Consider the following 21,420-nt stretch of genomic DNA (forward strand, 5'->3'; position numbering starts at 1 on the left):
AAGCATTTTTTAAACTTGAATTTTAAAACACTAAACAACACATACGTCTCTGTGTCATTTTCATTTTTTGTATGTCATATATATGTTTACTTCATTTAAATCAATTTCATCTTATAATTTATCGTGTATTTTACAAAAGATTGACTTCAATTCATCGTAAAAGTTATACTTTTGCCATTTTTTAATGTAACATGGTGTTAGTAATAAAAATAATACATTGAGGTGTTTTACATGACAGCATTATTCCCTTATATCGCTTTTGAAAATTCAAAAGAAGCCCTTGCATATTACGAAGAAGTATTTGGTGCAACTGACGTTAAACGTTTAGAAGTTGGCGAAGAACAAGCGTCACATTTTGGTATGACTAAGGAAGAAGCGCAAGAAGCAACTATGCATGCTGAATTTGAAGTGCTTGGCGTAAAAGTGCTATGTTCTGATTCTTTTGGTCGCGCTGACAAAATTAATAATGGCATATCATTATTAATTGATTATGATGTTAACAATAAGGAAGATGCTGATAAAGTTGAAGCATTCTATGAGCAAATTAAAGATCATTCTTCAATTGAAATAGAATTACCGTTTGCTGACCAATTCTGGGGTGGCAAAATGGGCGTCTTTACAGATAAATACGGTGTTCGTTGGATGTTACATGGTCAAGACTATACTGCAATCCAACAATAATGTTATTGATAAAGATATCATTTAATAAGCTTATGTTATTTAGCAAGGCAAGCCACTCTCGATTCATGGCTTGCCTTATTTTATTGTATATTTTTAATTATCGTTGCTGGCCCTTGATTGACAATCGTATTAAAATGCATTATTAAGTCAACTTTGTCTATACGGTTTGGATCTTCTACCCAATGTCTTATCAAAGACAATCCCGCACCTGAAACATAACTCATGAAATAAGAAAATGGTATACCATTAATTTGATCATTTTCATTTTTATAACGTTGTAAATGACACATAATTAAATCATATAGTTTTTCGTGTATATTTGAATCTTTACCCATACGAAACATCAATTGATAAAATGCGATGTCTTTTTCTATCATATCTATTAAAACAGTCATAATTTGATGTATGTTATCCGTGGATAACTTAACTGCTCCATTTAACTTCTCATCATGAATGAAGTCTCTTATTTCCTCCAACTGCTGGTCCTCTAATTTTTCAAGCAAATCATATTTATCATAATAATGCGTATAAAATGTACTACGGTTAACATCAGCTAAATCTGCAATTTGTTGCACAGTAATCTCTTCTAATTGGTGTTGATGTAAAAGTTCAATAAATGCATTTCTCATTGCAACTTGTGATTTTCTAATACGTCGATCTATAGTCATTTATATCAAGTCCTCCCCAATGATTATAAACAATTATAAAAGTTATGTTCATTAACCCACAAATCTCCAACATTGATGATTGGCACACAATGTTTACCTGTTTAATATAGGTGATACAAACAAACAGAAAAAGGTGATAACAATGAACCAACATTTACTAGGAAATCCAAAATTAACTGTAACTCATGTCAATGAAGTTAAAGCCGGTATTAACCACATCGTTGTCGACAGTGTTCAATATGGAAATCAAGAAATGATTATGGAAAAAGATGTCACTGTGGAAATGCGCGATGGCGAAAAATTATATATTAATATTTTCAGACCAAATAAAGATGGCAAATTCCCTGTAGTTATGTCTGCAGATACTTACGGTAAAGATAATAAGCCTAAAATCACAAATATGGGTGCCCTTTGGCCAACATTAGGTGCCATTCCGACATCTAGTTTTACACCTGAAGAATCACCAGACCCAGGATTTTGGGTGCCAAATGATTATGTTGTAGTTAAAGTTGCATTACGCGGTAGTGACAAATCCAAAGGCGTCTTATCTCCATGGTCAAAAAGAGAAGCGGAAGATTATTACGAAATGATTGAATGGGCAGCAAAACAGCCATGGAGTAATGGAAATATCGGAACAAATGGTGTTTCTTATCTTGCGGTGACTCAATGGTGGGTCGCATCATTAAATCCACCACATTTAAAAGCAATGATTCCTTGGGAAGGATTAAATGATATGTATAGAGAAGTAGCCTTTCACGGAGGTATACCGGATACTGGCTTTTATCGTTTCTGGATACAAGGTATTTTTGCGAGATGGACAGATAATCCAAATATCGAAGATTTGATTCAAGCACAACAAGAACACCCTCTGTTCGATGATTTTTGGAAACAGCGTCAAGTGCCATTATCACAAATTAAAACACCTCTACTAACATGTGCCAGTTGGTCTACACAAGGTTTGCACAACCGTGGCTCTTTTGAAGGATTTAAACAAGCTGCATCTGAAGAAAAATGGCTATATGTGCATGGACGTAAAGAATGGGAAAGTTACTACGCTAGAGAAAATCTCGAACGCCAAAAATCATTCTTTGATTTTTACCTTAAAGAAGAAAATAGCGATTGGAAAGATACGCCTCATGTCATTTATGAAGTTAGAGATCAATTTTATAAAGGCGAATTCAAATCAGCGTCAGCGTTCCCTTTACCTAACACAGAATATACACCATTGTATTTGAATGCTGAAAATCACACATTGAATCATGCAAAGATTAGTAGCGCGCATGTCGCACAATATGACTCTGAAGATAAACGACAAGATGTAAGTTTTAAATATACGTTTGACAAAGATACTGAGTTAGTTGGAAACATGAACTTAAAACTATGGGTAAGCACTACAGACTCAGACGATATGGATTTATTTGCAGGTATTAAAAAGTTAGATCGTCGTGGTAATGAAGTTAACTTCCCTGATTTTAATCATATTGAAAATGGTCAAGTAGCTACCGGTTGGTTACGCGTATCACATCGTGAATTAGATCAAGAAAAATCCACAATTGCGCAACCTTGGCATAAACATGAAACAGAATTAAAGTTGTCACAAGATGAGATTGTACCTGTTGAAATCGAATTGTTACCTTCAGGCACGCTATTTAAACAAGGCGAAACATTGGAAGTTGTTGTAAAAGGTAGTGAAATTGTAATTGGTAATAGTACCCCTGGCATGAAAACGCGTTATGAACATGAAGAAACCGTAAATAAAGGCATGCACATGATTTATACTGGTGGTAAATATGATTCACAATTAATCATTCCTATCGTTAATTGATATGCAGCAATTACGGTCGCTTTTGATTAAAAGTGACATAGTGATAGAAGAGAAGGCCACACGCTTGGAATCTTAAACCAAGGTGTGTCCCTTTTTATTATTGATGGCTATTTAATTTTATAAATCTTGTCACTAAACTTACTACAAGCAATATTAAACCAATAAATAAAGCCATTATTGCTGTATTACTTTCGTTGTTTACTCCTGTTTTTGGCAATTCTTTCAATTGTTGCTTATGTACTGACTTGCTCTTGCTATCCAAATGAATACTTTGTTGTTTAGCCATTTGTTTATTACTTTTTGTGTGAATATCATTTGCTTTAATACTTGGATTTACAGCACTATTATTCGATGTTCCATTTGCGTTTTTCAACTGATTAATAACATTTGGATCTTTCGTGCCATCTATTAAATTATCTGGATGTTTTAGTAAATGTCTGCAGTCGGATACTATTTTAGAATCTTTTGCCTTTACCGCATTATTCGGCACCTCATTATCATCTTTCAACTGCTTGATAACATCTGGATCTTTCGTGCCATCTATTAAATTATCAAGTTTTTTCACACGTGCTATGTCACTAACTGGCCCTGGATAATTTGCATCCGGTTGTCTAACTGGTATTAAATTGCTGTTTTCATTCACACCTTCAGGTTTGTTATTTTCGGCGTTCGCATTATCCGTAAAAATCAACACTGATAAAATTGCAACGATAATACCTTTACTTCTATTACGCTAACCCAATTGGCATAAAAATAAAAACCCCTAATGGATAACTACATTGTTATCTACTAGAGGTTTCTAACTTATACTATTTTATAACACTATCTTATTTTCTTTTTCATGAATCATTTCAATAATGACATTGTCTTCATTCATTACTGCTACTTTAGGTGCATGGTTTTTAATTTCTTCTTCATTCAACTGTGCATAAGTCATGATTATGACTACATCGCCTACTTCAACAAGTCTTGACGCTGCACCGTTTAAACAAATTTTACCACTACCTCTTTCACCAGCTATTACGTATGTTTCAAAGCGTGCACCATTATTATTATTCACGATGGCTACTTTTTCATTTGGCAAGATGTCTACCGCTTCCAATATATCTGAATCAATCGTAATGCTACCTACATAATTTAAATTTGACTCAGTCACTCTTGCTCTATGAATTTTAGCATTCATCATTGTTCTTATCACTTTATTCAGCTCCAATTATTATATTATCTATTAAACGCGCTTTTGAAAATTTAACAGCTAACGAGATAAATATGCGTCCAGTTATTTCGTGTTGTTCTACTAATTGAGGATAACTATAAACAGCAACTTCTTCAATGCGTCCACTTATATGTGATTCAAGATATTCAGTAACCCTGTCTATAATTACTTTACTTTGACGTTCACCGTCTTGATACAACGCTTGTGCTAATAGCAAACTTTTACTTAAATGTACCGCTTCTTGTCGTTCTTGCTCCGTTAAATAAACATTTCTTGAACTTTTCGCCAAACCATCTGCTTCTCGAACGATATCAATACCAATAATTTCAACGGCATGATTGAAGTCTTTTACCATTTGCTCGACAATAGCCAATTGCTGGGCATCTTTTTTACCAAAATAAGCATAATCCGGCATAACAATATTAAATAGCTTATTAACTACTGTTACCACCCCATCAAAATGCCCTGGACGCTTCGCTCCTTCTAACACATCAGCTAATGGACCTACTTTGACATCAATACCTAATTCACCTGGATACATATCTTCTACTGCAGGATGAAAAACAATGTCCGCCCCTACTTCTGATACTAATTCTAAATCTTTATCAATTTGTCTCGGATAAGCATCGAAATCTTCGTTTGGACCAAATTGTAATGGATTAACAAATACACTCACAACTGTAATATCATTTGTACTAACTGATTCGCGTACCATCGTTAAATGTCCATCATGTAAGGCACCCATTGTTGGGATAAAACCAATCGTTGTTCCTGAGCGTTTGGCTGCTTTAACAATGTGTTGCATCTCTTTTACCGTAGTAATCAGCTTAGTCATTGTTATTAACCTCATTCATAATTTTCTTTTTATACGTATATTCTTCTGATGGAAATGCACCAGATTTAACTTCTTGATCGTATTGTTTTAAACCGTCCACACCAACACTAAAATCAGCAAATTGCTTCACAAATTTCGCTTTATGTTCAACACCATAATTTAACATATCGTGATAAACCAATACTTGACCATCTGTACCTTTTCCTGCACCAATACCAATGACTGGAATTGTTAAGTGCTTGCTAATTTCTTCTGCTAAATCATTTGGAATTGCTTCAAGTACTAACGCTACTGCACCAGCTTGTTCTACATTTTTCGCATCTAAAATAAGTTGCTCCGCTGCTTCTTTCGTTGCACCTTGTAATTTATACCCCATAACGCCAACACTTTGAGGTGTTAATCCTAAATGTGCAACAACAGGAATACCAATTGCCGTTGCTTTTTCAATAAATGGTGTAATATGCGCTCCTTCTGCTTTAATTGCATTTGCATTCGTCTCCTGATAAAGCTTTAGAGCATGATTTAAGTCTTGTGTCATAGAGATGCCTACTGCACCAATCGGCATATCAACAACTACAAATGTATTTGGTGCGCCTCTTCTTACTGCACGACCGTGATGAATCATATCTGCTAACGTCACTTGTACGGTACTTTCATAACCTAATACAGTCATACCAAGTGAATCCCCAACAAGAATCATATCAATACCCGCTGCTTCCACTTGTTTAGCACTTGGAAAATCATAAGCTGTTACCATAGAAATTTTAGTTTGCTTTTGTTTCATATCTATTAATTGACTTACTGTTTTCAATGTTATTCAACCTCTTTTTGCAGTATTATTAGAAATAGTATAATGAATCTTTTATAGAAAGGAAAGAAGAAGATGTTATCAGTTGCGATTATCGGCCCAGGCGCTGTCGGTACAACTATTGCCTATGAATTACAACAATCATTGCCTCATACAACGCTTATCGGGAGACACGCCAAAACAATAACATATTATACTGTACCACATGCACCTGCACAAGATATTGTTGTGAAAGGTTATGAAGATGTCACAAACACATTTGATGTTATTATTATTGCAGTCAAAACACATCAACTTGATGCAGTTATTCCTCATTTAACTCATCTTGCACATGAGGACACGCTCATCATTTTAGCCCAAAATGGTTATGGTCAACTCGAACATATTCCATTTAAAAACGTATGCCAAGCAGTTGTCTATATAAGTGGTCAAAAGAAAGGCGATGTTGTTACACACTTCAGAGATTATCAATTACGCATAAAAGATAATGCATTAACACGACAATTTAGAGATTTGGTCCAAGACAGTCAAATCGACATTGTATTAGAAGCAAATATTCAACAAGCTATTTGGTATAAATTGTTAGTTAACTTGGGCATTAATTCTATCACAGCACTCGGTAGACAGACAGTTGCAATCATGCATAATCCTGAAATACGTACACTGTGTAGACAGCTATTACTAGATGGTTGTCGTGTTGCACAGGCAGAGGGGTTAAACTTTTCAGAACAAACTGTCGATACTATTATGACTATATATCAAGGTTATCCCGACGAAATGGGAACGAGCATGTATTACGACATTGTGCATCAGCAACCTCTTGAAGTCGAAGCAATTCAAGGCTTTATTTATCGACGTGCACGTGAACACAATCTTGACACCCCATATCTTGATACTATTTATAGCTTTTTACGCGCGTATCAACAAAATATGTAAGCTCATATATAATATAAAAAGACCTTAACGATGCATTTAGAACCACCTGTTCCTTATATCGCTAAGGTCTTTTAATTATATTAGACTATTCAGCTTCTCTAATTTCTTCTGCCACATCTTTATAGTCTATTTTCGCTTTAACAAACGTCTCGTTATTTACCGGGAAATGTTGTTGGAATGTTTCAAAGTTTTGTATCTCAACGACAACGTCATCCACTTCAAAGTCAAGAACATGTCCACCATAAGCTCTTTCATCATCTGCAAAATGTATATGAAAACCAGCAGATCCTACGCCATGAAATAATTCTGGTGTAAAAAATCCAACAATGGCACCACGAATATTTTGTCTTTTTTCCTCAGGTTGTCTGCGTGCTGAATCAATCAAACGTGTATATGGCGGTTGCTGAGCAGGCATCATTCGTACATGCATATGTTTAAATGTGCCATAAATTTTAACAGCCGAAAATAAATTCTCACTTAACATTTCATTTTTAATTTGTGCGAATACATCATCTTGTGATAATTGTTGCAATGAAAATGTCTTACTCGCTTTAAAATTAGTAATCGATGCATACGGTACTTTCTCATCGCCTTTTAATTCTATAAATTCTTTATGCTCGTTAGCATGATATGCCTTCCCGTCTAAAAATATTACTTCGCCATCAGACCCTGTTAACGTTGCAATCCCTAAATTTCCATGTTCTAACAATTCATTAATTGTAGCTGTTCCTTCTAGTAAGCCAGCCATTAACGTACCTAATGTACCATGTTGATACAAGACATTCGTCATTCCAAAACCATCTCCCTATAGTTATTCCTCGTTGTCATGCTCTACTTCGTGATTAATGCAGAACTACTTTCCTTTATACTCAATGACGCCTCGACATTTCTATTCATGCCACTAAATTTTCACGAGTCATAATATTTTATTCAATTATTATTTTACGCAAAAGTATTGCCTCTATCAATGCTTGCTAAAAAAAATGAACCTATCAGTGCCACGTGTTACTGCAACACTAATAGATCCTCTTACCATTAATATATTTCTAATTAATACTTAAAATAGGCTTAGTCTTCTAATAAATATTTAATTGAATCAAATGTATCTTCTAATGTTTTAACAGATTTATCGAACAACGCTTGTTCTTCGGCACTTAATGGCATTTCATAAATTTTAACTGCGCCATGTTGGTTAACTAATGTTGGTACACCTAGGTAAACGCCTTTGTGACCACCATATTGACCATCTAATTGTATAGAAACATTTAAGACATTATTTTCATTATTTAAAATGGCTTTTGAAATGCGCATCAATGCTAATGCAATACCATAGTATGTTGACCCTTTAGCTTGGATAATTTCATAAGCAGCGTCACGTGTATTTACATAAATTTCTTCCGCTTTAGCTTCGCTACCAGTTTGTTCTTTTAATGTGTCATATACTGAAATACCAGCTACATTTGCTTGTGACCAAACTGCAAGTTCAGTATCACCATGCTCACCAATAATACTAGCGTCAACACTTGAAGGTGCAACACCAAGTTCTTGGCTAATTAAATATTGTAAACGTGCACTGTCCAATACAGTACCTGAACCGATAACACGCTCTGCTGGTAAACCAGTATATTCTTTTACAAATCTTGTTAAAATGTCAACAGGGTTTGCCGCGATTAAGAAATATCCATCAAAGCCACTATCCATAACACTCTTAACGATGCTCTTCATAATCTTAGTATTTTTTTCAACTAATTGTAAACGTGTTTCACCTGGCTTTTGAGGTGCACCAGCTGTAATAACAACTAAATCTGCATCTTTACAGTCTTCGTATTCACCTGCTTTCACATCAACTGGTGAAGGACTGTGGACTGTACCATGGTTTAAATCTTGAACATCTGCTTTTACTTTGTCTTTTGCAATGTCAATAATTACAAATTCATCAGCAACACCTTGCGTAACCATTGCAAAGGCATAGCTTGATCCTACAGATCCATCTCCGATTAATACAACCTTTTTACCAAATGTTTTCATAATTATGTCTCCTAACCTAATTGAATTTATTTTACACGTGACTACACGTAAAAATATCTATACTGAAATTAAAGATTAACAATTTTATTTTATTATAATATTATGCTACCAAATTACAAACATAAAACTGAGATGTAAGCGGAGTCAAATTACACTCTAACGCCAATAAATATTGATATCTCAAGCTTTAGCACGTAATTTGAAATTTGTGACAATTTTTAGCATTCTAAAATTGCGTAATGACGCTATTTAAAGGCTTTAACAAACTATTGAGCTTTCTATTTTTTTCATTTTAAAAAGGATGGCTATTCGACTTAAATGACTTACTATATAACCTCCTATTTTCCGCCTTACCCTCATCATATTTGATGCATCTTTTTATAGTCAAAGGATTACATTTCATACAAACTAGCCAATCAGACATAAACATGAAATTGATTTTAAAAATATAATGTGCAAAATTGTTAGAAAATTAGCAAAAAACAGTACTTATTCATTTAATATCTGTTATAATCAGTTTTATCATTTAAAAAATCTATGGATGTTATCAAGACAAGTCATTAATACGTAACATAAAGTTGTGATTTTTCAGAATTTTTAGACAAAATATTGATTATTTGTGCTATGATATAACATATTAAAAAACACCGTATAGAATTGTTTATGAATGTTTGGGAGGAAAGTTTATGGGAAGTTTTTTCAATAAAATAGCACGAAAAGAGGATCCGGCTATCTATCAAAATAAAGATGGTCATTTAAAGCGTACACTTCGGGTGCGTGATTTCTTAGCTTTAGGTGTAGGAACAATTGTATCGACATCTATCTTTACGCTACCTGGCATTGTTGCTGCAGAACATGCAGGACCGGCCGTTGCGTTATCATTCTTACTCGCTGCTATTGTTGCTGGTTTAGTTGCATTTACTTATGCAGAAATGGCTGCCGCTATGCCATTTGCAGGTTCAGCCTATTCTTGGGTCAATGTATTATTCGGTGAATTCTTTGGATGGGTTGCCGGTTGGGCTTTATTAGCTGAATATTTTATCGCCGTAGCCTTTGTTGCATCAGGATTCTCAGCGAATTTACGCGGACTTGTGAAACCAATTGGCATCGAATTACCAGCAGCATTATCAAATCCATTTGGTACGAATGGCGGTTTTATCGATATTATTGCTGCTATCGTTATTTTATTAACTGCATTATTACTATCACGTGGTATGTCGGAAGCAGCTCGTATGGAAAATATTTTAGTTATTTTAAAAGTATTAGCTATTATTTTATTTGTCATCGTAGGTTTAACAGCAATAAATGTTAGTAACTATGTGCCATTTATTCCAGAACACAAAGTAACTGCTACAGGTGACTTTGGTGGATGGCAAGGCATATATGCTGGTGTTTCAATGATTTTCTTAGCGTATATCGGTTTCGATTCTATCGCAGCAAACTCAGCAGAAGCACTTGATCCTCAAAAGACAATGCCTAGAGGTATTCTTGGTTCTTTAAGCGTTGCTATCGTATTATTTATTGCTGTAGCACTTGTGTTAGTTGGTATGTTCCATTACTCACAATACGCAAACAATGCTGAACCTGTTGGTTGGGCTTTACGTCAAAGTGGTCATGGTGTTGTAGCAGCTATTGTTCAAGCTATCTCTGTTATCGGTATGTTTACAGCATTAATTGGTATGATGTTAGCAGGCTCACGTTTACTTTATTCATTTGGACGTGACGGCTTATTACCTTCATGGTTAAGCCACTTAAACGACAAACATTTACCTAATCGCGCACTAGTTATACTTACTATTATTGGTGTTTTAATTGGTTCTATGTTCCCATTCGCATTTTTAGCACAATTAATTTCAGCCGGTACACTTGTTGCATTTATGTTCGTTTCATTAGCAATGTATCGTTTGAGAAAGCGTGAAGGTAAAGATCTACCAATTCCTGCATTTAAATTACCTTTATATCCTGTGTTACCAGCAGTTACATTTGTTTTAGTATTGCTAGTATTCTGGGGATTAGGATTCGAAGCGAAATTATACACTTTAATTTGGTTTATTGTTGGTATCATTCTATATTTAAGTTATGGACTTAGACATTCTAAGAAAAATGACGTAGCTGAATACCACCCACCAAAATAAAAATCAAAAAAATCATTTCCCATCTGATTAACATCCAGATGTGGAAATGATTTTTTATTTTATATTAAGATAATCGCTATTACCAACCTTGTCCAGATATGTCATATTGATCTAAGTTACCTGCTTCCAAAGCAGTCAGTGCATCTTCTATAGTGTTTAACGCCGTGTCTAATTGCTCATATGTTATCACCAATGGCGGTTGGAATCGCAACACATTTCCTGCTACAGCTATAATAACTACGCCATGCTCAAAGCAGTAATTACAAATTTTAAGTGCCGCACTGGCATCACGTGTTTTGAGTTTTTTGTCGGAAACAATATCAATACCAATGCTCAGACCTTTACCTCTAACATCGCCTACACTATTGTATTTAGATACCCATTGATCCATTCGTTTCCTAACATATTCCCCTTTTTCCGCACTATCCTGAAGAAGCGACTGATCTTCAATCATTTGAATTGTGGCTAATGCAGCTTCACAACTAACTGGATTAGCACCTGTTGTAAATAAATGTGCTGGTGCTTCTAAACAATTCATAATCTCTTTGCGTCCAACAATTGCTGACATAGGCATACCACCTGCTAAGGATTTTCCAAAAGTGATTAAATCAGGCGTAAAATTAAAATGCGAGACTGAACTCCATGTACCTGTTCGCCCAAAACCTTGTTGAATATCATCGACAGCGATTAAAATACCATGTTCACGACAAATCTTTTCTAACGCTTCAAAATACCCTGGAACTGGTTCTAAAAGTCCACCATCGCCTTGTATCGTTTCAATAACAATACATGCTACTTCGTCAGCAGGTACATATTTCGCAAACATTTCTTTTAAGGGTGCTAAATATTCTTCTACTGAATTAGCTTGTGGCTGCTCGTACATACCACGATATTTATCTGGAAACGGAATATGATAAAAACCATTCAATAACGGACCATAATGTTTGCGCATATTTAAACTAATAGCTGACATAGACAATGAGCCAAAAGTTGAACCATGATATGCGTTAGTGAAACTAATGATATAAGGACGCCCTGTATATGCTCTGGCAAATTTAATGATGCCATCATTTGCGTCTGATCCGGTTAATCCGAAGGTCACTCTTTTTTCAAAATCTCCAGGTGCAAGCTCACAAAGCTTCTTAGCTAAACGTACCAACGGTTCATGATACATATATGCTGGTGTATAATGAATAAATTTATCAACTTGTGCCTTTATCGCTTCTGTTACTTCTCTAGGTGCATGACCTACGTTTTGAGAACTTGCACTCGATAACAAATCGATATATGTCTTCCCCTCAATATCAACCAATGTTGCTCCATATCCATGATCAATCACTAACGGATAATATTTAATACGTCCTGATTTCGCAAAATAATGTTCATCCTCTTGAATTAATTGATGTGCTTTACTCATATTCATTCCCCTCCCATTGACAGTATTAATGTGCAAGCAAAGTGGCCTCTCTTAAATCGATTATAAAATCCGATTTAAAATCCTGCTCAAATACCGTCATGCCTCTATGAATACTATCCAATATACTAATAAAATTCAGATTTGTAAATATATTCTGATAATTAAGAATTTTATATCAATCTACTTTGTTTATGCGCATAATTTTGTTCGATTAGGGAATTGTTTACTATATTCCATTTGACTCTGAGGTGATACGAATGCGTTTAAAAGTATTGTTCCATTTCATTGCTGCTATTTTCATATCATTCATGTTGCTATGGATGACCATGTTGTTTGACTTAATAAGCAATCAATCACATTTAAAAGCTTTATTATTGAATTTAGATTTTCTAATTCCTTCTGACAATACACCATATATTCTAGAAATAATATGTCACTTACTAATTGGTAGCGTCATTTATTTTGTATTTGTGTTGCTGTTTCATACTTCTAAAAGGCTTTACTATCTATGTTATATCCCTTTATTTTTCTTATTTATAGCATTGTATCCCTTTTTAGTATTTATTGCGCAACGTCCAATTTTTCAATTTAGTGTGACAGAATTAATCGGTTGGATTATTACACATATTTTCTTTATGTCATTAATGGCGTTAGTCATACCTAGAATAAAATAATATTTTTAATTAAACTGACAATTATTTTTCACATTTTATACACTTTTCAAGGTTTATGACTTGAGAAATGTTCTCATTTTTATCATACTGGAGGTGTATTGAAAAGTTAAGGAGTGGAAAGTATGAATAAAGAGCAATTAGAAAAAATGAAAAATGGAAAAGGCTTTATTGCCGCATTAGACCAAAGTGGTGGTAGTACACCAAAAGCACTTAAAGAATATGGTGTAAACGAAGATCAATATAGCAATGAAGACGAAATGTTCCAACTTGTTCACGATATGCGTACACGTGTCGTAACTTCACCTTCATTCTCACCAGATAAAATTTTGGGTGCTATTCTTTTCGAACAAACAATGGATCGCGAAGTAGAAAGCAAATACACTGCAGATTACTTAGCTGATAAAGGTGTTGTTCCGTTCTTAAAAGTAGACAAAGGTCTTGCTGAAGAGCAAAATGGTGTTCAATTAATGAAACCAATCGACAACTTAGACAATTTATTAGACCGTGCAAACGAACGTCACATTTTTGGTACAAAAATGCGTTCTAACATTTTAGAATTAAATGAGCAAGGTATCAAAGACGTTGTTGAACAACAATTTGAAGTTGCTAAACAAATTATTGCTAAAGGTTTAGTTCCAATTATCGAACCAGAAGTTAATATTAATGCAAAAGACAAAGCTGAAATTGAAAAAGTATTAAAAGCTGAACTTAAAAAAGGTTTAGATAGCTTAAATGCTGATCAATTAGTAATGTTGAAATTAACAATTCCTACTGAACCAAACTTATACAAAGAGTTAGCTGAACATCCTAATGTTGTTCGTGTCGTTGTATTATCAGGTGGTTACAGCAGAGAAAAAGCAAATGAATTACTTAAAGATAACGCTGAACTTATCGCAAGTTTCTCACGTGCATTAGCTAGTGATTTAAGAGCTGATCAATCTAAAGAAGAATTCGATAAAGCTTTAGGTGATGCTGTAGAATCAATCTACGACGCATCTGTAAACAAAAACTAATTTATACATTAAACTATTTTTTGATATAAACTACTAAAAAGGACTCATACATGTGCTTTAAAGGCATTGTGTATGAGTCTTTTTTGATTAAAGTTGATTTTGCCGTATGTATTAGATTACGTAAAAAAATCGGACAGCTGAAAAATCTTTAAGATTTCTCAGTTGTCCGATTTTAAATATAGCTATTAGAATTTAGTTTTCGTAGTAACCTAATTCTAAGTCTTTTGAAGTTTGTTTACGGATTTTTCTCATTAATTTTTCGTCTTCAATTAATGATTCACCGTATGATGGAATCATTTTCTTAATTTTAGGTGCCCATTCAGTTTTGTATTCAGGGAAGTTACGTTCTAATACTTCTAACGCAACTGAAACTGAAGTTGAAGCCCCTGGTGATTCACCTAATAATGCAATTACAGTGTGGTCTTGTGAGTTAACCACTTCTGTACCGAATTGGATGAATCCTTTACCGTGTTCAGGTGTATCTTTGATAACTTGTACACGTTTACCAGCAGTGTATAATTGCCAATCTTCATTACGTGCTTCTGGATAGAAAGTACGTAAGTGGTTCATACAACCTTCTTTTGTCATAATTACTTGGTCAAATGAGTATTTAATTAAAGGTAAGTTTTTAACTGCTGCTGCTAATAAAGTTGTAATGTTGTATGTTTTAACAGACTTGAATAAATCTAAGTTAGAACCATTTTTCAAGAATTTAGGTCCAACATTAGCAAATGGTCCAAATAATAATGTTCTTTGACCATCAATGTAACGCGTATCTAAATGAGGTACAGTCATTGGTGGTGTACCAGGTGGCTCTTTACCATAAACTTTGGCATCGTGTTGTTCAATAACTTGTGGGTTTGTACAAGCTAAGAATTGACCACTGATAGGGAATCCACCCAAATGTTTACTTTCAGGGATACCTGTTTTTTGTAATAATGGAATTGCTCCACCGCCAGCACCGATGAATACGTAGTCAGTTACTTGTTTGAATTTCTCACCAGTTAGGCGATTTTTAACAGTAACTTCCCATTGACCATTTGATAATTGTTCAAAATCAACAACTTCATGGTTAAATTGCACTGTAGCATTTGGATGTGCTTCAATGCTTTTAGCCATTTTACGTGTTAATTCACCGAAGTTTACATCTGTACCTTCGTCAATTTTACTTGCCGCCATGATACCAGGGTTATCTTCACGGCCTTTCATCATCAATGGAATCCATTTTTTCATTACTTCGATGTCTTCAGTATATTCGATATTATCGAACATAGGGAAAGCTTTCATCGCTTCGTAACGATCTTTTAAGAATTTAACATTGTTTTTACCTCTAACATAACTGATGTGTGGTAATGGATTGATAAATTCTCTTGGGTTCTCGATGCTACCGCTTTTCACTAAGTGACCCCAGAATTGTTTTGAAATCTCAAACTCTTCGTTAATCACTTTCGCTTTTTCGATGTCGATAGAACCATCAGGTTGTAAAACTGTGTAGTTCAACTCACATAATGCTGCATGACCCGTACCAGCATTATTTCTTTCGTTTGAACTTTCGATTGCAGGACGATCCAAGCGTTCGTAAACGTGGATATTCCAGTCTGGCTCAATTTCTTTTAACATTGAACCAAATGTTGTGCTAAGTACACCGGCTCCAATTAAAACGATGTCTTTACTATTAGACTTAGCCATTGGTTTCACCTCTCCAAAAATTGTAAATGTGTATCATCAATATGAAAGTTACATAAAACTGACATATTTCTTTAAAATATCAACGCCATTGATAACTTCCTGTTTTAATTGATACGCTGTAACAAAATACTATAGTTAGTGCTTACATGTATATGTTAAAGCAAGCAGTGGTAAATGTAAATTATAATTATTCATTAACTTTGCAATATATTAAATCTTTTATTCATAGAAGATAAATATCAAATCAATCATAATTATTTGACAACAAATAGCTAACGATTGTTTTAATCTACATTTGGCTTATAGCATTTTAAACCTATACTCTATTTTGATACAATATAAGTGTAAAATCAATCATAAAAAGGATATTCAATATCTGCATCCAAGAAAAACATTACAATTACCTTTAATATTGAAAATTATTTTGAATCTTGCACTTATAGGTATTGTAATTATCGTTCTAACACATACTGAGTTTCAACTTAATGCCGGTGATAGTAATGTGTTTTTATTAAACTGGGATATTCGAGGTTTAACATCTTATATTTTCTCATTCTTAATACTGGTTGCGCTTGTTTCTAAACTAATTTTAATATTTATAACTAGACGACAAAGAACATCATAAATAAACAAGCAGTCCAGTGCGTATCATCATACCTTACGCATTGGACTGCTTTGCTATGTTTATTGATTGCTATCTTTTTGTTGTTGCCATTTTTCTATTTCAGCATCTCGTAGTTCAACACGACGAATTTTACCTGAGTTTGTTTTTGGTAAGTCGTCAACGAATTCAATCTCTCTCGGATATTTATATGGTGCAACTTCATTTTTAACAAATTGTTGTAGTTCTTTAACTAACGTATCATCACCCGCAGTATGGTCCTGTAAAATAACGAATGCTTTAACAATATTTCCTCGTATATCATGAGGCTTTGCTACTACAGCACATTCTTTAACGGCTGGATGATTCGTTAACGCATCTTCAACTTCAAAAGGCCCAATCGTATAGCCTGAACTAATAATAATGTCATCTCGACGTCCTTCAAACCAGAAATAACCATCATCATCTACATGAGCTAAGTCACCAGTGATGTAGTATTTACCTGTTTGCGCTTTCGCCGTACGTTCTGGCTCTTTATAATACCCTTTGAAAAGTGCTGGCAAATCAAGTGGTACTGCAATATTCCCTTTCGTATTAGCAGGTACGCTATTCCCCTCATCATCTACTACAGTGACCGAACTACCCGGAATGCCTTTACCCATTGATCCAATCCTTTGTGGTGTATCTTTTAAAAAGCCTATAAGCAAGGTACTTTCAGTCTGGCCATATCCATCTCTTACAGTTAAATTAAAGTATTTCTTGAATTGTTCAACTACTTCTCGATTTAGTGGCTCACCTGCAGAAACGGCACTATGTAAATGCGTTAAGTCATAATCATTTAAGTTCTGTAATTTAGCCATCATACGATATTCTGTCGGTGTACAACATAAAACATTAATTTGATATTTTTGAAGCAATTCTAAGTATGTTTCAGGACTGAATCTTCCATTAAATACAAAAGCAGTTGCACCTGAACCTAATACAGATAAAAAAGGACTCCATACCCATTTTTGCCAACCTGGTGCTGCTGTTGCCCAAACTAAGTCATCTTCATTAATACATAACCAATGTTTTGGTGCCATTTGTAAATGTGCAAATCCCCATCCATGACAATGTGTAACGGCTTTAGGATTGCCAGTTGTACCAGATGTATATGACAGAATCGCCATATCATCACACGTCGTATCTGCCATTTCTAGTTTGTTACTTGCGTTTTCTTTTTCAGCTTCAAGTGAAATCCATCCATCTTTTTGACCGGCAATAACAAATTTAGTTAACGCATCATATTCTTTAATTTTTTCAAATTCAACTGTGAATGGCTCTAATGCAATAACTGCATTTATTTCACCGTGCGTGATACGGTATTGTAAATCTTTAGTTCTTAGCATTTCAGAACATGGAATGATTGCAACACCTAATTTTAAAGCAGCAATATATAATTCATACGTCGCAATAGATCGTGGCATCATAATGAGTACTTTATCGCCTTTAGATAAACCGTGCGATGCTAAAACATTACCTACTTTATTAGACTGTTCAATGAGCTGTTGGTAAGTGACTGATATATCTTCGCCTACAGTATTATGATATAGAATTGCCTTTTTATCTGGTATGTGGCTATATTTTTCGATTTCCGAAATAATGTTATATTTTTCAGGCGCGAATAGAGCTGACTTTTGCATAACTAACTTCCTTTCATACATCCACTTTTCCTGTGATGAACATTGTAATTTTATAAATGAATTATATATATCATACGCCTATCTTTACAGAATTTTCAATTAAATAGGGTTAAATACCAAAGTCCTCGACACTACACTTTGACATGACGTAGCATTCAAGGACTTTCAAATGATTGAGGGTTGATATCTCGGGCTAGACCATATCAGCTAATTCAATACGAATATTGTATGATAATTCACGATTAATTATTTTTACATCTGCACCTTTCGAAGTGCCACGATGCTTGTGTGTATGCTTGTACTCAGCTGAATTTTGCCAATGATAAAATGCTTGCCTATTTTCCCACAGCGTAATAATGATATAGTGTCTACCAGCTGTTCTAGGTCTTAAAAATCTTAATGCTTTAAATCCATCAACGTTTTTTAAATGCTTATTACGTCGCAAAAATTTTTGCTCGAATGTTTCTTCTTGTCCTTCGTTAATATATAAATGATTTAACACACATAATGAATCATTTGATAAATCATTTATCGCTTCCAAAACATCGTAATATGCAGTGTCATTATTTTTTTGTATTGTGAGACAATCATTCAATTCTTCTATTACATAACTTCTATATTCATCATAAATTTTCATAATAAATGCCTTCATTTCATTTATATTTTTGGTCATATTACTTTATATCTATTACTAATTCATTCCCGTATTTATTAATTACAATCATAGTTTGGCTTCTTTTTAAAAGATAAGACTTTGTAAAAAGTATTAATATTTCATACAAATGGGGACAGGAGTCGCCCACTATTTTTGTGTCTTCAATTTCATGATCATTATTTAACATTAGTCATGAAAATAGCCGACAACTTCATCTGTGAAATCACCGGCCTTTTATTTTAGCTAACTTTATTTCTGATTTTACGATTTTAATTGATCATACAGAGAAAGTGATCTTTTTACAATTTCTAAAAACTCATGATCTATATTGGACATTTGATGAAAATAAGACAAAATGTTTTCTGTTAGCTTCTCTTGTTTTGGGAATGAATCATCTTCTTTAATCCAAATCGCTAATTCGCCTAATGGTGTTTTATCATCTTTAAATGTTTGTATATATTCGTAAAAGCTCATAGTATTCCTTCTCTCAATTTACTTATATAAATCCTACCACGAAAGCTTTCAAGAAAACACAATTAAATGTCTATTTAGTGAACTTTTTAAGGTTGTACACTCTTTTAATGTCTGCCAATTAGGTCAATTAATCATCACAATGTACAATTAACTCTATTTTCAGTTCATTTACTCACACACCGTTTTTGAACAACACATTAACTTCTCATTTAGATAAAACGCAAAAAAGTCTGGCACCAATACAATAGATGCCAGACTAAGAGTCTACTATATAAATTTATTTAGCGTATGGTTTTACTTCGATTGCACCTTCATTTTCATCATGAACACCATGCTTATAATAATCAATATATTGTGGCTCTAAAGGCTTTCTGCCACGTATAATGTCTGCTGCTTTTTCAGCTAACATTAAAACAGGTGCGTGTATATTGCCATTTGTCGTACGTGGCATAGCGGATGCATCAACTACACGTAAATTTTCCATACCGTGGACTTTCATTGTTAACGGGTCAACTACTGCCATTGGATCTGAAGCAGGACCCATTTTAGCACTACAAGATGGGTGTAATGCTGTTTCACCATCTCTACGAACCCAATCCAGAATTTCTTCGTCTGTTTGCACTTCTGGTCCTGGTGAAATTTCTCCACCATTGAATGGATCCATTGCTTTTTGAGATAAGATATTTCTTGCTACACGAATTGCTTCTACCCATTCTTTTTTATCTTCTTCTGTTGATAAATAATTAAAGCGGATACTTGGTTTTTCGAATGGATCTTTAGATTTGATTTTCAAGCTACCACGAGAGTTTGAATACATTGGTCCTACGTGAACTTGATAACCATGTGCGACCGTTGCCTTTTGACCATCATATCTTACAGCTATTGGTAAGAAATGGAACATTAAGTTAGGATAATCAACTTCGTTATTTGAACGTACAAATCCGCCACCTTCAAAATGGTTAGATGCTGCTGCACCTGTACGTGTGAAAATCCATTGTAAACCAATAAATGGCATGCGCTTGATATCTAAGCTTGGCTGTAATGATACAGGTTCCTTACATTTATGTTGAATGTATACCTCTAAGTGATCTTCAAAGTTTTCACCCACACCAGGTAAATGAACACGTGGCTCAATGCCTTTTGATTTTAGGAACTCTGAATCACCAATACCAGATAATTGTAGTAATTGTGGCGTATTGAATGCCCCGCCAGACAAGATGACTTCATTAGCATCGATGGTATGTAGTTTGCCATTTTTCTTATACGTAACACCAGTTGCTCTTCTACCTTCATAATGAATTTCAGTTACAAAGGCACGTGTTTCAACGGTTAAGTTTTTACGCTTCATAGCTGGATGTAAATATGCTCTTGAAGCTGACATTCGGCGACCACGATGTACTTGACTATCGAACGGTCCAAAACCTTCTTGTCTAAATCCATTCACATCAGGTGTTTTATGATAGCCTGCTTCAACACCTGCATCAAAGAATGACTGGAATAAAGGATTCGTTGCTGGCCCTCGTTTTAACTTAATTGGTCCATCATGGCCTCTAAATTTATCATAAGGCGCTGCACCGTATGTTTTTTCTAATTTTTTAAAATACGGTAAGCAGTGCGCAAAATCCCAAGTTTCCATACCTTCTGGTTCTGCCCAGCCTTCATAGTCCATTGGATTACCACGTTGATAAATCATGCCATTAATCGAACTTGATCCACCTAAAACTTTACCTCGGGCATGTGCTACTTTACGACCGCCCATATGTGGTTCTTCATCTGTTGAATAAATCCAATCGTAAAATTTATTGCCTGAAGGGAACATTAACGCAGCAGGCATTTGGATAAATAAATCCCAAAAATAATCACTGCGACCCGCTTCTAATACTAAGACTTCTTTATCTTTATCTTCACTCAGTCGATTACCTAGTACAGAACCTGCACTGCCTCCTCCAATGATGACATAATCATATGATTTATTTTTGTTACTCATCGTTATGACCTCCAAAGTTTGTTGTATTTCAAAGTGAGTATTGCATGAAATATTTGTTAGTCGCTGATTGGTTATCGTTGAATTGCTAAACTTAGC

General features: G+C 34.5%; 20 protein-coding genes and 1 pseudogene. 7 read left to right on the forward strand and 14 right to left on the reverse strand.

Annotated features, from left to right (window positions below; genetic code table 11):
- Positions 1 to 231: 231 nt before the first annotated feature.
- A complete protein-coding gene (locus HMPREF3247_RS05300) occupies positions 232 to 681 on the forward strand; it encodes a VOC family protein (RefSeq protein WP_000125708.1) in 450 nt (149 codons plus the stop codon).
- An 80-nt stretch (positions 682 to 761) separates the two neighbouring features.
- Here HMPREF3247_RS05300 and HMPREF3247_RS05305 read toward each other — a convergent pair whose 3' ends face one another.
- Together HMPREF3247_RS05305 and HMPREF3247_RS05310 are read right to left on the reverse strand one after the other, a co-directional pair.
- On the reverse strand, positions 762 to 1,349 hold the full coding sequence (locus HMPREF3247_RS05305; protein WP_000151110.1) for a TetR/AcrR family transcriptional regulator: 588 nt from the start codon (positions 1,347 to 1,349) through the stop codon (positions 762 to 764).
- Positions 1,327 to 1,435: pseudogene (locus HMPREF3247_RS05310) on the reverse strand (hypothetical protein). Before HMPREF3247_RS05310 ends, HMPREF3247_RS05305 begins: the two are co-directional and overlap by 23 nt.
- Positions 1,436 to 1,491: 56 nt before the next feature.
- Here HMPREF3247_RS05310 and HMPREF3247_RS05315 point away from each other — a divergent pair.
- Positions 1,492 to 3,174: a CocE/NonD family hydrolase gene (locus HMPREF3247_RS05315; protein ID WP_001071571.1), complete on the forward strand. Its 1,683-nt coding sequence runs from the start codon at positions 1,492 to 1,494 to the stop codon at positions 3,172 to 3,174.
- A 97-nt stretch (positions 3,175 to 3,271) separates the two neighbouring features.
- Here the strand turns inward: HMPREF3247_RS05315 and sasK are convergent, their stop codons facing one another.
- From sasK to panB, 4 genes are all read right to left on the reverse strand, one after another.
- Positions 3,272 to 3,889 (reverse strand): LPXTG-anchored surface protein SasK, encoded by a 618-nt coding sequence (gene sasK, locus HMPREF3247_RS05320; protein WP_001838109.1) that lies wholly within the window; start codon positions 3,887 to 3,889, stop codon positions 3,272 to 3,274.
- Between the two features lie 99 nt (positions 3,890 to 3,988).
- Positions 3,989 to 4,372 (reverse strand): aspartate 1-decarboxylase, encoded by a 384-nt coding sequence (gene panD / locus HMPREF3247_RS05325; RefSeq protein ID WP_000621531.1) that lies wholly within the window; start codon positions 4,370 to 4,372, stop codon positions 3,989 to 3,991.
- A 1-nt stretch (position 4,373) separates the two neighbouring features.
- Positions 4,374 to 5,225: a pantoate--beta-alanine ligase gene (panC, locus tag HMPREF3247_RS05330; protein ID WP_000163742.1), complete on the reverse strand. Its 852-nt coding sequence runs from the start codon at positions 5,223 to 5,225 to the stop codon at positions 4,374 to 4,376.
- Positions 5,218 to 6,036, reverse strand: coding sequence for a 3-methyl-2-oxobutanoate hydroxymethyltransferase (gene panB, locus HMPREF3247_RS05335; RefSeq protein WP_000860047.1), 819 nt, complete (start codon positions 6,034 to 6,036; stop codon positions 5,218 to 5,220). Before panB ends, panC begins: the two co-directional genes overlap by 8 nt.
- Before the next feature lie 72 nt (positions 6,037 to 6,108).
- Here panB and HMPREF3247_RS05340 point away from each other — a divergent pair, with 72 nt between their 5' ends.
- The gene (locus HMPREF3247_RS05340; RefSeq protein ID WP_000953556.1) at positions 6,109 to 6,969 is read left to right on the forward strand and encodes an oxidoreductase; all 861 of its coding nucleotides are present in this window, start codon (positions 6,109 to 6,111) and stop codon (positions 6,967 to 6,969) included.
- 85 nt (positions 6,970 to 7,054) lie between these two features.
- On the opposite strand, the gene budA is transcribed toward HMPREF3247_RS05340, so the two are convergent.
- Together budA and HMPREF3247_RS05350 are read right to left on the reverse strand one after the other, a co-directional pair.
- Positions 7,055 to 7,759, reverse strand: coding sequence for an acetolactate decarboxylase (gene budA / locus HMPREF3247_RS05345; RefSeq protein ID WP_000186126.1), 705 nt, complete (start codon positions 7,757 to 7,759; stop codon positions 7,055 to 7,057).
- 278 nt (positions 7,760 to 8,037) lie between these two features.
- Positions 8,038 to 8,997 carry an L-lactate dehydrogenase gene (locus HMPREF3247_RS05350; RefSeq protein WP_000846637.1) on the reverse strand — a complete coding sequence of 320 codons (960 nt, stop codon included), beginning with the start codon at positions 8,995 to 8,997 and terminating at the stop codon, positions 8,038 to 8,040.
- Positions 8,998 to 9,683: 686 nt separating this feature from the next.
- On the opposite strand from HMPREF3247_RS05350, the gene HMPREF3247_RS05360 reads away from it, so the two are divergent.
- Entirely contained in the window at positions 9,684 to 11,132 is a 1,449-nt protein-coding gene (locus HMPREF3247_RS05360; RefSeq protein WP_000534428.1) for an APC family permease, read from the forward strand.
- Between the two features lie 79 nt (positions 11,133 to 11,211).
- Here HMPREF3247_RS05360 and HMPREF3247_RS05365 read toward each other — a convergent pair whose 3' ends face one another.
- Positions 11,212 to 12,549 carry an aspartate aminotransferase family protein gene (locus HMPREF3247_RS05365; RefSeq protein ID WP_000030073.1) on the reverse strand — a complete coding sequence of 446 codons (1,338 nt, stop codon included), beginning with the start codon at positions 12,547 to 12,549 and terminating at the stop codon, positions 11,212 to 11,214.
- Between the two features lie 257 nt (positions 12,550 to 12,806).
- Here HMPREF3247_RS05365 and HMPREF3247_RS05370 point away from each other — a divergent pair, with 257 nt between their 5' ends.
- Complete coding sequence (locus HMPREF3247_RS05370) at positions 12,807 to 13,223, forward strand: hypothetical protein (RefSeq protein WP_001237629.1); 417 nt, start codon at positions 12,807 to 12,809, stop codon at positions 13,221 to 13,223.
- Positions 13,224 to 13,345: 122 nt separating this feature from the next.
- Positions 13,346 to 14,236 (forward strand): fructose bisphosphate aldolase, encoded by an 891-nt coding sequence (locus tag HMPREF3247_RS05375; RefSeq protein ID WP_001031413.1) that lies wholly within the window; start codon positions 13,346 to 13,348, stop codon positions 14,234 to 14,236.
- A 192-nt stretch (positions 14,237 to 14,428) separates the two neighbouring features.
- On the opposite strand, the gene lqo is transcribed toward HMPREF3247_RS05375, so the two are convergent.
- Positions 14,429 to 15,925 (reverse strand): L-lactate dehydrogenase (quinone), encoded by a 1,497-nt coding sequence (gene lqo / locus HMPREF3247_RS05380; protein ID WP_001130051.1) that lies wholly within the window; start codon positions 15,923 to 15,925, stop codon positions 14,429 to 14,431.
- Between the two features lie 295 nt (positions 15,926 to 16,220).
- Here lqo and HMPREF3247_RS05385 point away from each other — a divergent pair, with 295 nt between their 5' ends.
- Complete coding sequence (locus tag HMPREF3247_RS05385; protein ID WP_001791775.1) at positions 16,221 to 16,550, forward strand: hypothetical protein; 330 nt, start codon at positions 16,221 to 16,223, stop codon at positions 16,548 to 16,550.
- 59 nt (positions 16,551 to 16,609) lie between these two features.
- On the opposite strand, the gene mbcS is transcribed toward HMPREF3247_RS05385, so the two are convergent.
- The 4 genes from mbcS to betA form a co-directional block, all read right to left on the reverse strand.
- A complete protein-coding gene (gene mbcS / locus HMPREF3247_RS05390) occupies positions 16,610 to 18,208 on the reverse strand; it encodes an acyl-CoA synthetase MbcS (RefSeq protein WP_001172351.1) in 1,599 nt (532 codons plus the stop codon).
- A gap of 193 nt (positions 18,209 to 18,401) precedes the next feature.
- Positions 18,402 to 18,845: an antibiotic biosynthesis monooxygenase family protein gene (locus HMPREF3247_RS05395; protein ID WP_000708244.1), complete on the reverse strand. Its 444-nt coding sequence runs from the start codon at positions 18,843 to 18,845 to the stop codon at positions 18,402 to 18,404.
- A gap of 279 nt (positions 18,846 to 19,124) precedes the next feature.
- Positions 19,125 to 19,337: a sterile alpha motif-like domain-containing protein gene (locus HMPREF3247_RS05400; protein WP_000011688.1), complete on the reverse strand. Its 213-nt coding sequence runs from the start codon at positions 19,335 to 19,337 to the stop codon at positions 19,125 to 19,127.
- 277 nt (positions 19,338 to 19,614) lie between these two features.
- Positions 19,615 to 21,324: a choline dehydrogenase gene (gene betA, locus HMPREF3247_RS05405; protein ID WP_000066526.1), complete on the reverse strand. Its 1,710-nt coding sequence runs from the start codon at positions 21,322 to 21,324 to the stop codon at positions 19,615 to 19,617.
- Between the last annotated feature and the right edge of the window lie 96 nt (positions 21,325 to 21,420).

The sequence above is a fragment of the Staphylococcus sp. HMSC36A10 genome (assembly GCF_001838845.1).
GTDB classification, from domain to species: domain Bacteria; phylum Bacillota; class Bacilli; order Staphylococcales; family Staphylococcaceae; genus Staphylococcus; species Staphylococcus aureus.